This window comes from Curvivirga sp. (assembly GCF_965219885.1).
In the GTDB taxonomy this organism is placed as follows: Bacteria; Pseudomonadota; Alphaproteobacteria; order UBA8366; family Aestuariispiraceae; genus Curvivirga.
The window spans coordinates 792,519-805,810 of record NZ_CBDCOT010000009.1 but is presented as its reverse complement, the minus strand read 5'-3'; the positions used below and the strand labels follow the sequence as shown (position 1 = coordinate 805,810).

General features: G+C 42.4%; 13 protein-coding genes. 1 reads left to right on the top strand and 12 read right to left on the bottom strand.

Features of this window, described 5'->3' with window-relative positions; translation table 11 throughout:
- Positions 1-25 precede the first annotated feature (25 nt).
- The 9 genes from ACOQOA_RS09225 to ACOQOA_RS09185 all read right to left on the bottom strand — a co-directional run bounded on the left by ACOQOA_RS09225 (position 26) and on the right by ACOQOA_RS09185 (position 8,529).
- Positions 26-2,191 carry a molybdopterin cofactor-binding domain-containing protein gene (locus ACOQOA_RS09225; protein ID WP_420548352.1) on the bottom strand — a complete coding sequence of 722 codons (2,166 nt, stop codon included), beginning with the start codon at positions 2,189-2,191 and terminating at the stop codon, positions 26-28.
- A 2-nt stretch (positions 2,192-2,193) separates the two neighbouring features.
- Positions 2,194-2,655, bottom strand: coding sequence for a (2Fe-2S)-binding protein (locus ACOQOA_RS09220; RefSeq protein ID WP_155153524.1), 462 nt, complete (start codon positions 2,653-2,655; stop codon positions 2,194-2,196).
- Between the two features lie 156 nt (positions 2,656-2,811).
- Positions 2,812-3,243: a hypothetical protein gene (locus ACOQOA_RS09215; protein WP_420548351.1), complete on the bottom strand. Its 432-nt coding sequence runs from the start codon at positions 3,241-3,243 to the stop codon at positions 2,812-2,814.
- Positions 3,240-4,361 (bottom strand): thiolase family protein, encoded by a 1,122-nt coding sequence (locus ACOQOA_RS09210; protein ID WP_420548350.1) that lies wholly within the window; start codon positions 4,359-4,361, stop codon positions 3,240-3,242. Before ACOQOA_RS09210 ends, ACOQOA_RS09215 begins: the two co-directional genes overlap by 4 nt.
- Entirely contained in the window at positions 4,358-5,797 is a 1,440-nt protein-coding gene (locus ACOQOA_RS09205; protein WP_420548349.1) for an AMP-binding protein, read from the bottom strand. Before ACOQOA_RS09205 ends, ACOQOA_RS09210 begins: the two co-directional genes overlap by 4 nt.
- Before the next feature lie 12 nt (positions 5,798-5,809).
- Positions 5,810-6,433 carry an energy-coupling factor transporter transmembrane component T family protein gene (locus ACOQOA_RS09200; protein WP_420548348.1) on the bottom strand — a complete coding sequence of 208 codons (624 nt, stop codon included), beginning with the start codon at positions 6,431-6,433 and terminating at the stop codon, positions 5,810-5,812.
- Positions 6,427-7,104 carry an energy-coupling factor ABC transporter ATP-binding protein gene (locus ACOQOA_RS09195; protein ID WP_420548347.1) on the bottom strand — a complete coding sequence of 226 codons (678 nt, stop codon included), beginning with the start codon at positions 7,102-7,104 and terminating at the stop codon, positions 6,427-6,429. The genes ACOQOA_RS09200 and ACOQOA_RS09195 overlap by 7 nt, the downstream gene beginning before the upstream one ends.
- Positions 7,104-7,655 carry a biotin transporter BioY gene (locus ACOQOA_RS09190; protein ID WP_420548346.1) on the bottom strand — a complete coding sequence of 184 codons (552 nt, stop codon included), beginning with the start codon at positions 7,653-7,655 and terminating at the stop codon, positions 7,104-7,106. The genes ACOQOA_RS09195 and ACOQOA_RS09190 overlap by 1 nt, the downstream gene beginning before the upstream one ends.
- 211 nt (positions 7,656-7,866) lie before the next feature.
- Complete coding sequence (locus tag ACOQOA_RS09185; RefSeq protein WP_420548345.1) at positions 7,867-8,529, bottom strand: YkgJ family cysteine cluster protein; 663 nt, start codon at positions 8,527-8,529, stop codon at positions 7,867-7,869.
- Between the two features lie 141 nt (positions 8,530-8,670).
- On the opposite strand from ACOQOA_RS09185, the gene ACOQOA_RS09180 reads away from it, so the two are divergent.
- The gene (locus tag ACOQOA_RS09180; RefSeq protein WP_420548344.1) at positions 8,671-10,746 is read left to right on the top strand and encodes a methyl-accepting chemotaxis protein; all 2,076 of its coding nucleotides are present in this window, start codon (positions 8,671-8,673) and stop codon (positions 10,744-10,746) included.
- Positions 10,747-10,798: 52 nt separating this feature from the next.
- Here the strand turns inward: ACOQOA_RS09180 and ACOQOA_RS09175 are convergent, their stop codons facing one another.
- The 3 genes from ACOQOA_RS09175 to ACOQOA_RS09165 form a co-directional block, all read right to left on the bottom strand.
- The gene (locus tag ACOQOA_RS09175) at positions 10,799-11,047 is read right to left on the bottom strand and encodes a PnuC protein (protein ID WP_155154405.1); all 249 of its coding nucleotides are present in this window, start codon (positions 11,045-11,047) and stop codon (positions 10,799-10,801) included.
- A 107-nt stretch (positions 11,048-11,154) separates the two neighbouring features.
- On the bottom strand, positions 11,155-11,670 hold the full coding sequence (locus tag ACOQOA_RS09170; protein ID WP_420548343.1) for an HPP family protein: 516 nt from the start codon (positions 11,668-11,670) through the stop codon (positions 11,155-11,157).
- A gap of 12 nt (positions 11,671-11,682) precedes the next feature.
- Positions 11,683-13,263 carry a 2Fe-2S iron-sulfur cluster-binding protein gene (locus ACOQOA_RS09165; protein ID WP_420548342.1) on the bottom strand — a complete coding sequence of 527 codons (1,581 nt, stop codon included), beginning with the start codon at positions 13,261-13,263 and terminating at the stop codon, positions 11,683-11,685.
- Between the last annotated feature and the right edge of the window lie 29 nt (positions 13,264-13,292).

Below are 13,292 nucleotides of genomic sequence, written 5' to 3'. Positions count from 1 at the left end.
AAGTGGGGCTGCCATTTAGTTGGCTTTAGACGATGTTAAAGCCTGATTTTGTAAACGGAAGTTTTGTGATCCGTTTACCTGTTTGTGCGAAAATCGCATTTGCCACTGCAGGTCCTGTTGGTGGAACAGACGGTTCCCCCACACCTGTTGGTGCTTCGTTAGATTGAACGATAATCACGTCGACTTCTGGCATTTGGCTGATACGAAGTGGTTCGTAATCAGGGAAGTTTTCCTGATCAACCACACCTTCTGTCATTGTGATTTCATTTTGGGCAATGGCACCTAAAGCGAAACCAACGCCACCTTCCATTTGCGCTTTGACAACATCAGGGTTAACTGCGACCCCGCAATCAACAGCCACATGGATTTTATCAACAGATACTTCTGTCTCATCTTCCACAGAAACATCAGCAATAATGGCGACATATGTATTGAATGAGAAGTGAGCCGCAAAGCCACGCTTATCACCTTTTTTCCATCCCGCTGCTTTAGCCACTTCTTTAATCACACCTGCAAGGCGTGCTTGTTGTGGATTAGACATATCCAGCATGGAAAGGCGTAATTCAACGGGGTCCTGATCGGTGGCTGTTGCCAACATATCCATCATGCTTTCCATTGCATAAGCCGTATGTGTATGACCCACAGAACGCCACCATAAAACAGGCATTGGTGTTTCATAATCACTTAAACCAACAGATTGATTTGGAATATTGTAAAGAGGATGTGCAACACCTTCTACTGAAGTGTGATCTAACCCATTTTTCACCAAGAATGGCTCAAACGCAGTCCCCTTGATAATGGATTTCAAGGAGAGACGATGATCCCACCCAACGATTTTACCATCTGCATCCAGACCTATCGAAGCTTTATGGGCAGCCATTGGACGGTAATATCCGCCTGCAAGATCATCTTCGCGGCTCCATACCAATTTTACAGGTGTTTTCCCGCCTAAAGCAGCAAATGCCAAGGCGGCTTCCATATGGTAATCAGATTGCGCATTGGCACGACGTCCAAAGGAACCACCCGCATATACGGTTTTAATTTCAACCTGTGAAGCTTCCAATCCCAGAACATGGGCAACAACACCCTGTGTCATGGTTGGGAACTGGTTGCCATCAATGATACGCACACCATTATCTGTTGCTTCGATCACGCAATTCATTGGTTCCATAGGGGCATGGGCCAGGAATGGGAAGGTGAAATCAGCTTCAACTTTGCGATCAGCACTAGCAACCATAGGAGCCACTTGATCCGTGGTTTGCTCATGGGCTTGGAATTGAGGCTTATCAAGTAGTTGGATATGTTCAGCCAAAGCCTGATCAGACCCGCGGTTATCCGCATTGCTGAAATCCCATTCTACGGATAAAGCTTCGCGTGCTTTAAGGGCCGCCCAAGTGTTTTTGGCATATACGGCAACACCTGCTTTGGTTGGCAATTCGCGTGCATCAATAAACCCGTTTACTTGAGAGGCTTCTGATGCATCAAATGACTTAACTGTGCCACCAAATTTAGGACTGCGCTGGATCACTGTGTAAACCATGCCCGGCACTTTTACATCCATTGCAAAAGTGGCCGTACCATTTGTTTTTGCGTAGCTGTCCTTGCGCGGCAGATCTACCTTACCAATCAGATTGAATTGATCTGGTGTTTTAACTGTTGGATTTTCAACAGGTGTGAGTAGGGCTGCCTGATTAATGAATTGGCCGAAATGCGCTTGCTTTGATCCACTGATAAGCATGCCCTTTTCGATATTGATATCAGATGGCGACACATTCCAGCTTTTTGCAGCTGCGCGAATTAAAAGATCACGGGCCGCAGCGCCAGCTTGGCGATATTGCATGAAGGAGTTTGCGATTGCTGTGGAGCCGCCTGTACCTTGCATACCAAAGAATAGGTTTTTGTATTTTTCAGTATCAGCAGCGGCGAAATCGGTTTCAACCTTTGACCAATCTGCATCTAACTCTTCCGCAACCAAAGTTGTCAGACCAGTTGTCGTACCTTGGCCCATTTCAAAATGTTTAATGATAACAGTTACGACACCATCATTATCAATACGCACGAATGGGTTGATGTCTGTTGATTGACTACCTGCGGCGGCTAAAACGCCTTTTGAGTTCATTCCAATAACAAGGGCTGCTGCACTTGCGGCAGACGCTTGCATAAATCCACGACGGGAAAGATTAACACCCATGATTATGCCTCCAATCGTGTGGATGCCAGTTTAATGGCATCTTTGATACGTACATAAGTTGCACAACGGCATGCATTACCATCCATATAATCATCGATTTCTTCATCAGATGGTGATGGGTTTTCAGTCAGAAGACCAACTGCGGACATGATCTGACCGGATTGGCAATATCCACATTGGACAACATCTTTTTCACGCCAAGCTGTTTGTACGGCCATAGCAACCTTATCGTTAAGGCCTTCAATTGTGGTAATTTCACTACCAACTGCGTCTTCGATAGTTGTTTGGCAAGAACGTGTCGGTTCACCATCCACATGAATGGTACACGCACCACAAGATGCCACACCGCATCCAAATTTAGTGCCTGTCATGTCGAGTTCATCGCGGATCACCCATAACATTGGTGTGTCTGGATCCGCCTCAACGCTACGGGTTTCCCCATTAATTTTGAGATCGTATTTCATCAGTCGCTCCTCTGGTCCTGATACGGTATTCGGTGGAAGCGGCCTTTTGCGGCTCTAATTCCCTATAAACTGAGTAATAGATATAGGAATTATAGCATGAAATTGAATAAACAGATTTACATAAGATGGATACATTTTACAGGATATGTATACAACTTACCGATATAAGTCATTTATCTGTATCTGGCAGAAAATCATACTATCCGCGGGATGTTTGAGTTTAATTTCCTGCGATAAGAAATAAGTTTCCCCACGTTTTCGTAGATTTGTGCAAGTTAGAGAAAGTTTAAATTCTTGATCTATATGTAAGGGCGATTTGAAACTGATTTTATCATAACCCACTGTCATAACAGATTGAATTTCTTCTACTTTGATCATTTGTTGAATAAAACGCGGCAGCTTCATCAAGATCATATTACCCGGAATAACAGGTTGTTCTGTGATCTCTGGATTATGAATGTCTGTTTTATCCTGACTTAAGCGTAAAAAGTCTTTCAAATCCTTTTTTCCAAACTGAATATTGTCGGGATATATAATTTCTTGATCTATATAATCTGAAAGTTGGCTTGGTATCTTTATGTTTATCATGGTTTTTCCAACAATATAGCTGTGCCTAAACCACCCGCGGCTGCAATCGTCGCCAGCCCTTTTGAACCGTTAGGTGAATGTTGTAACTCATACCATAATCTGACAAGATTGATTGCACCAGAAGCGCCTATTGGATGTCCGCGTGATAATCCGCCACCACCTAGATTAAGTTTCTCACTAGGGATTTTGAAATGGTTCTGATAAATCATAGCCTGAACTGCAAAAGCTTCCATTACTTCAAATTTGTTGATTTCTTCAGGAGATATATTTTGCCGTTGCATCAAGGTTCTGGTGGCTACTATCGGCGCCAAAGCTGGATAAATAGGATCACCGCCTTGAGATTGGCTATCCAGAATAAGAAGCGCATTTTCTATTCTTAGTTTATCAACGATTTCTTGATTGGCTAAAACTACAAAGGCTGCTGCATCTGCCTCCACAGCAGTTGTAGCGCTGGTTAAGCCATATTCTGTATCGCCTTCTAAGATAGGGAGTTTTGCACAAGTTTTGGCGGAAAGATTACGGGTGAATTGATCTGCAGTAATATCGTGGATTGGTGTAATTTCATCCAATGCGGACCCTGATTTGCGATGACTTTCAATGGCGAATTCTTCTTGATTTATTCTTGTGATTTTGTAATCCGCCGCAAGTTTCGCTGCAGATGTCAGCATATCCGGGTCCCGGTCAGGCCATGGGGCAAATGGAGGGCGAAGATATTCTATATCTTCTTCATCCACAGAAAGCGCGCGTTTAAATCGCCGCGGTGAACGACTGTAAGATTCTGCACCACCCGCAATCGCAATTTTATCCTGTCCAGATGCAATACGTTGTGCCGCAAGAATAATACTATCCATACCTGAACAACATTGTGTATCGATACTAAAGGCTGGAATTCCTTCAGGTAATCTGGCTGCAAGCGCCGTCATTCTTGCTGGATTACCGCCACCATAAAGCGCATTCCCCAAAAACAAACTATCAATTTGACCAGTTTTGATTTGAGCAGATTTTAAAAGATCTTTGATAACAGGTGCGGCAAGATCATGAAGGCCTAAAGAGGCAAAAGCACCATTTCTAGGCACAACGGCGGATCGTTTCGCAGCTATCATATAGACCTTTGTCATTTAAGTATTTCCAACTCTTCTTTGGCTAGTTTTGTTTCTAATAATTTGAGATCCGTTTTATCTGAGACGGTTCTTGGCCAATGATCAATCATATAAAAGCGATAAGGAATACTATAGCTTGGTAATTTTTCGCGACAATACTGGATCATGTTAGAAAGTTGCGGAGCTTCCGATTTTAAAATAACCGCTGCGATTGTATTTTCACGTTTTTCATCTGCTTCTTTAAAAACGGCCGCATGGTTTAGGTTGGGCGAAGATTGTAAAACCTTTTCGATTTCTTCTGGATAGATATTACGACCCATAGATTGGAACATTCGATCAATGCGACCGATAAGATGCAGATTATTTTTTTTATCTAAAAAGCCGAGATCGCCAATAGAGATATAATCCTGGTATATCTGGCAATGCCCCATATCTGTTTGGCGGTTGGGAAGGGCATATCCCATAAATTTAAATTTACTTCTGACAAATATTTGACCTGTTTCACCAACGGGAACAGAATTTTTGTTTTGATCAAGGATCAGAAGATCAACAAATGGAAAAGCCTGCCCGACATTTGTGCTATCTGATTGTGGAGTGAGCTTGTTTGCAGAAATATAACTAAGTTCTGACGTGCCATAAAATTCATAAGTTTCCTGCATTGGAAATACTGAGGAAATGTCATCCAGCCATGCTAAAGGTAACTTTGATCCGGATGACAAGATCAAGCGCATCTTGTTTAAGGGAGGATCACTTGGTTTAACCGCATCGATAATTGATCGAATTTGTGTCGGTGTCATATAGGCAATTGTGACTTTGAAATCTTGAATTTGTTTTAAAATGCGATCAGGTCGGAAATGACGGGATAAGACAATGGTTGCGCCTAGATACAATCCACGTATAGCAGCATAAAAGAAGAGGGAATGCGCCAGACTGCCCGGTGCGATAATTACATCATCCTTATGAAAGCTAAATACCTGTTGATCCGCTTTAAAACTGTCCAACCAGGATTGTTGCGACCTTACAAACCCCTTTGGCCCGCCAGTAGATCCAGATGTAAAGCCCGTATAGAAAGCCAGATCAGTGTTAGTGTTTATCGCGGGATTCTTAGCGGATTGATGGATAGGTAAGCCTGCATTGGTGAGAATGAGGTCCGGGTTTTGTTCCTGCAATATTGTGTCGATGATTTCTTCTGGCCAATCGGAATTCAAAACTTCTGTGTTATGCCCCAAACTCGTGGCGGCAATGAAGATACTCAATAATTCAAATGCGTGCTGATTAGGGAGAATGGTCGCAATTAATTGGCTAGGCTTATCGTGAAAACAATGTTGATAGGTTTGGATTTTTTGAAAGAAATCTGCATAGGTAATACGATTTCTATCTAATATGATTGCGGTTTTATCTGGAAAGCTTGCGGCGTGATATTTAATTTGATGAAAGATATCAATATGGGACATAGGCGCAGTCCCTTATTTATCCAGATCAGGATGGTAAGGTTCGGTTTCAAAGCTTCTGGCATAGATTGCCTCAGATATCTCATCAGCCATTTTTAGCGTGCGTATAATTACTGGAACCGCAATGGCAAAGATATTTGTGGATAAACCTCTTGCATATTGTGCTTCTTTGACCTCTTCCGTGATGGCTTGAATTGTTGGGATAAAACGAATGCATAAGCTGATCGTGAGGCTAACTCGTTCTACGGGTAAGATTTTATGGAGAGGCTTTAATCCACGCTCGATACCTTCAACCATATCAGATGTTCGGGTGGTTAAGGTAATCAATGAAGCCGCTAATATTAAACAAGCAAAGCGCAATACGATTAAAGTCGCAAGTTCAAGTGAATTACTGAAATATTGAACGATAAAAATAACAATCAAAAGGATGGCGGCCGGCCGTAATTGACGCAGCATGACTTTCGCAGGGATACCAGCTGTAAAATAAAGGCCGATAATAACAGCAAAGCAACTGGCGAGAACTGTCAGATCGCGGATTAAAAATAGCCCTGTGCCGGTAAGGACAAGAGACAAGATTTTCTTTCCTGGCCCTGTTCTATGTAAGAGCGTTGTACCTTCTATATAGAGACCGCTTAACATAGCGCATCTTCTATATATTTGGTGATAACGTCGTCTGGTTTACCTTGATCAATAAGTTGGCCTTGCTCAAAACGCAAAATATGGTCGTAACTCTTGAGGAATTCCAAATCATGGGACACAACTAAAATCTGTTGGTTCAAATTATCCAAAATATCCATGATTTTCTTTTTATTTTGGAGATCAAGCAAAGTGGTCGGTTCATCAAGCACAATATGATCCGGATCCATAATCAGAATACTGAGAATGGCAACAAGCTGTTTTTCACCACCACTCAAAGTATGACTTAATCGATCAAGTAGGTCAGACACGCCAAACATTTCAGCAGTCTGTTGGATACGGTCACTAATTTCTGATTTTGACAGACGACGGTTTTTTAAACCAAAAGCCAGATCTTCGCGCACCATCGGATAGATAATTTGATTTTCCGGGTTTTGAAAAACAAAACCAACGCGTTTTAGGACTTCTTTGCGGTTTTTATCTGTATATAAATCGTTGACACTGACTTGACCGGTTGCAGGCATCTCAATGCCATTGATAAGTCTGATAAAGGTGCTTTTGCCAGATCCATTATGTCCAATGATCCCAATGCGCTTTTGATCCAGACATAAAGAAAGATCGCGCAAAATAACGCGACCTTCCTTTTTAACGCTGACTGAATCGAATTTGATCATTAGTCTTCAGATTTAGAAATGATCGGGTAAGATTTTTTTACAACCAGAATAACTGCTGTTGCAATCACGGCTTTGATTAAATCACCCGGTACATATGCCATGGAACCTACGAATGCTTTATTGAAACTGATTTCAGCGGCAACAGCAACCCATGGAATACCAATCGCATAGACGACCACAATGCCACCAACCGCTGCTGCAACGAATGCATAAACAACATTTAATTTGTTCCATGCTTTTTCAACAATATGACCAGCGACATAAGCACCAACGATCCAACTTAATAGGAAACCACCGCTAGGACCTGCAAAGATACCAAAGCCGCCGCGGCCGCCGGACAATAATGGTAGACCAACAGCAACCAAAACAAGGAATAATACCATTGATAATGCACCACGTTTGGCACCTAAAATGCCACCTGCTAACATAACTGCTAGGGATTGTGCGGTAATAGGAACGCCTAAAGCAGCAATGTTAATTGGTGGGAAGATGCCAAGAGCTGCGGTAATAGCAGCAAAAAGTGCGATATATACTGAATGCTTAATATCCATAAGTGAATCCCTTAAATCTTTTATTTGTTTTACAGAGATAATTCTGTAATTTCCTGAGTAATATCAATTATATCTGTGGTTTCGAATTTGTTGGCATTCTTTTGGCTTTTTTTTGTGATTTATGCAAGCGTCAAAATGTAAAAAAATGGCTAAATTCTGCGGTTCTTGAGGTACGCGTACGCAAAAAATGAATGGTTTCAACTTGTTGAGATTAATCGCTATATGGAAGTTTTTTTCCGCTTTTCCAATCAGACTCTAATTCATGATTTTCCAGTGCAATTAACAAGGACGGTATGAAATACACTTGGCTTGTATCTCTGTTTTTAGATTTCGCAACGGAAGAAAGAATAGTTGTTGCGAGCTGAAAAAGGGCAAATACGAAACTATTTTGCGTAACTGTTATGCTTTCATCATTTGGATGGGTTAATAAATGCTCACATACGCGTACATCTGTTGATGTGAAAGCACGACAAGAAAATGGTCGTATTTCATAAATCATACAAGCATTATTTGGATCGAGAAACGGACAAGGCAACCGAGTGAAAAGTTTTTTGTTTTCAGATATTTGATTCCATTCTAGTGCATATAAAGTAAGAACGGATTTAAGCTCCTTAATCTGTTCCTCTGGCAAGGCGGTTTGTAGACAATAGGCAATAAAAAAGATCGTTTCGGGTGGGCATTTTACAGGTAGGTGACAACAAGAGGCACAGCCTGTACTGCAATCCAATTTCTCACCTCGTAATTCAGGTGATTTTAAACCTTCATTTATGAAAATTGTAATTCTATCATAAAAAAAAGACATGATTTGGCTGGAATCATCATGATCATAAGCAAAATCATATAGTTCTTGTGCGATGTCTTTGAAATGGTTCATGGATGGTTTTTCAACCCTATGCTGGTTATTATGATTATAAATTAAACTAAAAATAAATTTACTTAATTTTAATTTCGCGATTATAGTGTGATTTGAGGGAAATAATGAACAAAAATAACTCGATAGTTAGGGAATAGGATTATGATCAAATTACCATTTAAAACGTTGCGGGGAAGGATCGTGGCGTCAGGCGTAACAGTCATTGTTATTGCCAGTGCCTTACTTGGTTTTTTTGCAACTTATCAGTTAAATAATATGGCTGAAGAAGATAGTGAAAAGATTATCAAGACGCTTGCACGCGAAGCCGCTGAAAATATCGAGAAGCAATTAGGTCAAGCTGTTATCACTGCGGAAGTTTTGGCGTCCTCTATTGAAGGACTGCAGGCGCAAAACTTACATACGCCGGAAAATGTGGCGGAAGCTGCAAGCGGCGTTGTTGCTGCCAACCCTCAATATGTTGGTTCTACAACCGCGTGGGAGCCAAATCAGTTTAATGGCGATGATGCGGGCATGAAGGGTAGTAAATATTCAGATGCTACGGGTCGTTATGTTCCTTATTTCTTTAATACGGCAAGTGGCGTCGGGGTTGAAGCATTGGATATGAGTCCGGAAGCGGGCACAGGTGAATGGTATGATCGCCCGGTTCGTGAAAATCGTAGCTTGATTACGCCTCCTTACATTTATCCGGTAGAAGGCGTGGATGTATTAATGACCACCGCTTCTATCCCGATGCAAAATGCTTCAGGTAAAGCAATCGGTATTGTAACTATTGATACATCCTTGGACGATATCGTGGAAATTGTATCGCAAGTAAGACCCTATGAAGAAGGGTTTGCCTATTTATTAAGTCATGATGGTCAATGGGTTGCCCATTCAGATACGTCAAAACTAGGAACTGTGGCGGAAGAACAACTCTACCAGGATATCTTAAAAGAGGTCGTGACCGGTGAAACGGTTATCAGTAATGGTGTGCTGGATGGCGTTGCCTATAACATGATCAGTGTTCCGGTTAACTTTGGTACAGATGAAAACTGGGCTTTGGTTATCCATGCCCCGACATCCAAAGTATTCGAAAAAGCCAATGAAACGCGCAACTTCATTATTATTATTGCGTTGATTGCAATCCTCCTTGGGGCGACAGTTTATTATTTCGTCGGTTCTGGTGTCGCCAAACCAATTGGCGTGATGACGGGCTTAATGGATAAACTGGCGAAAGGTGATACCAGTATTGATATCCCGTCTTTAGAAGATGAAGATGAGATTGGGGATATGGCCCGTGCACTTGACCATTTCAAAGACGGTATGCAGGAAAATAAACGTCTTCAGGCCCAACATGAAGAATTAGAAAAGAAAAATGCTGAAGAACGCCGTGCCAGCATGCTGAAGCTAGCGGATGATTTTGAAAAATCCATTACTTCTATTTCTGATCATGTATTGGATGGGGTGTCATCTGCGAAATCAAATACCGGTCAGGTTACTGCGAATGCGGAAAGTAGCATGAACCGCATGGGGGTTGTTTCCCGGTCTATGGAAAATGCGACCATGAATGTGCAAACCATGGCAGCATCTGCAGAAGAGTTATCCGCATCTGTAGATGAAATATCACATCGTATTGCGGAAGTTGCGGGTATTTCCCGTGATGCAGCATCTAAAGCAGATGATACGAACCAGACGGTAGAAGCACTATCTGAAACCGCCGCAAATATTGGTCAAGTTGTTGGTTTAATTAATGATATTGCAGAACAGACAAATCTTTTGGCTTTGAATGCAACCATTGAAGCGGCCCGCGCGGGGGATGCGGGTAAAGGATTTGCGGTTGTTGCGAATGAGGTGAAATCTCTTGCTAATCAAACGGCAAACGCAACAGGTGAGATCGCAGCACAAGTGAGTGATATGCAGGCTGTTACCAATAAGACCGTTGTTGCGATTTCTGAAATTCGTGAAACTATCTCTAATGTTGATGAGATCACAACCTCTGTGGCCTCAGCAGTTGAAGAACAAGCTTCGGCGACGCAGGAAATTGCACGTGGGGCGCAAGAAGCTTCTGGTAGTACCAGTGAAGTTGAATCCGCGTTACGTGATGTATCCGAAGAAGCTAAAGATGTCGGGCAAGCCGCTTCCTCTATGGCTGAAGTCATGGAAGAGCTGGGTCAGCGTGCAGATCAACTTTCATCCGAAGTAAACGTATTCTTGGAAGATATGCGTACGCGTACATAACTAAGATGCTGTTAAGAAAAGAGAATGCCGACAGAAATTCTGTCGGCATTTTTTATGCGTTGGCTAGTTTCTGTTGGCGCCAGTTCCAATATCCGCGTAAATTGATCAGACAGAAAACCAGATTGCCGATTGCCATACCGATACTGGTCATCCAGGTGAGGCCTAAGAAAATCCACATTACATTTGAAATGGCAAAGACGATAAACCCATATTGATTTTTATTTCCTAACATATAGGCACCAAGTACGCTTAAGGTCATCGCAACCCAATCGACCCCATAATGGGTGAAAAGCTGTTCCATATTAATCCTGTAAATGAAAATTTGAGAGAAAAGATTGTCTATTTAGCGAAGTTTTAAGACAGTTTCATGAAATAACAAACAAAAGGGCAGAAAAATCTGCCCTTTTATTACCAATATGTTGGATATCTTATGTTTGGTCTTAGGTTATTAAAGATCAATGCGATGAGAACCAGGCCGATGGCGCCAACCAAAGTCGGCAGGATTAAGAAATCCCAACCCGGTTGCAGCAAGAAAACGACGATCGGATCCGCGCCTGCAGGGGGATGACCTGTGCGGGTCAATAACATGATAAATACGGCTAAACCGACGGCAATACCCATGGCGAGCTGATTGTCGCCGTAAATATTGAACATAAGTAATCCAATTAACGTAGAAAGAAAATGCCCAAATATGACGTTTCGCGGCTGCGCAAGCGGGCTTGCAGGTAAGGCAAAAATTAAGAAGCAAGACGCGCCAAATGGAGCCATAAGCAAGGGCATTTCCAAAATCTCTGTCGTGAAACTCAGACCTAAAATACCTAACATAGCACCTAATCCAGATAGGCAGGCTACTTTTAAACTAGGGCGTGCAGGGATTTGTTCCCGGGATTTCCAAAAAGGAACTTTCAAAGAAATATCTTTCATCTTATGTCTCCTTTATGCGTCTAGGACCAACTGTTTGCTTTTGGCACGGGATACACAGATACACATCAAGTTTTCTTTTTCCCTTTGTTGATCTGACAGTGCTAAATCTCTGTGATCGATTTCACCTTCTGAAATTTTGACAGCACATTGTCCGCATCCACCCGTGGTGCAACCGAATTGTGGCTGAAGACCAGCATCTAACATGGCATCAAGAATACTTTGATCTTGTGCCACATGAAGATGTTTATCTGATTTTTCAAGATAGATATCGAAGGCGGTGTCATGCGTGGTATCTGCAGAATTCTTGAACAACTCGTAATGGATTTGTTCTTTCGGAAAGCCGATAGTATTAGCCATGTCAACAAAAGCTGTAATCAACCCTTGCGGACCACAAATGTAAAACACGGTCTCACTTTGAGCATCACGAAGTAAAGATTGGATATCCAGCATTTTACCCTCATCTAGCGGATAAAGATGTAGATCACTTCCCAATTCAAGCTCCAACTTGCTGCGATAAGCCATATGCTGACGAGAACGAGCCGCATAATGAAGTTCGAAACGGTGGCGTCGACGACGTAATTCCTGTGCCATTGATTTAATAGGGGTGATGCCAATACCGCCCGCAATTAAAATGGTTGTTTTCTTTTCTTGATGAAGAGGAAAGGCATTCTTAGGTAGGTCAATATTTAGGATTGAGCCCAATTGAAGCGTGTCATGGACTGCTTTGGAGCCACCACGCCCGTCCTTTTCTTTTAAGACCGCAATTTCATAAATGTCACGACGGTTGGGGTTACTTGCGACGGAATAGGTGCGATCAACGATTTGGCCATCAGACATTTCCACGGGGATGGTAAGATGTGATCCCGCACTGACCTTGGGTAATTCAGACCGATCCGGGCGACGAAACTCATAAGCCCGTACATCTGGCGTTAGTTGGCGGATTCCTGTTACTTCAATTTTCAACTCGCCCCAGCCTAGGCTCTTGGATTGACTATTCGTTTTGGTATTTTTCTCTAATTCTTCGATGCGTTGTTGCATTGGGGCGACGAGTTGATTGATTTCGTCTTCGGTGAAACGTGGTGTGATATGTTGCGGACAATTCCAATCAAAAGCTTCCACTTTCAAAATAATACCGCGTTCTACGCGTGCACGATATGTTGGAATTTCCAGTTTTGAAATAAGCTCTGGATTGTCGTCATATTCTACAATTGATGCACGCGCCCAGATTTTAAGACGCCGACGATTGGCATAATCCATCAGGATTAAAGCGACACGATCATTTTCGCCCATATTTCCAACGGACAGATATTGGACATTGCCACGAAAATCCGCGTAACCGAGGGTTTGTTTATCGATTACACGCAAAAAACCTTTTGGGCCGCCACGAAACTGCACATAGGGCCAACCTTCTGCATTGGCAGTTGCTTGATAAAATCCGTCACGGGCATGAATAAATTCAGCTTCAACTGATGAGATTAAATCTGGCCCTGTTTCCATAATTTCAAAACCTTGATTTGACTGACGGCTGCCATATCTCTCTTGTGCGGCTTTCACTGAGGCAGTGAAGGTAATCTCTGCAAATTTTCGAGCCATAATAAGTCTCCTAGGGGCTCATTTTTCTC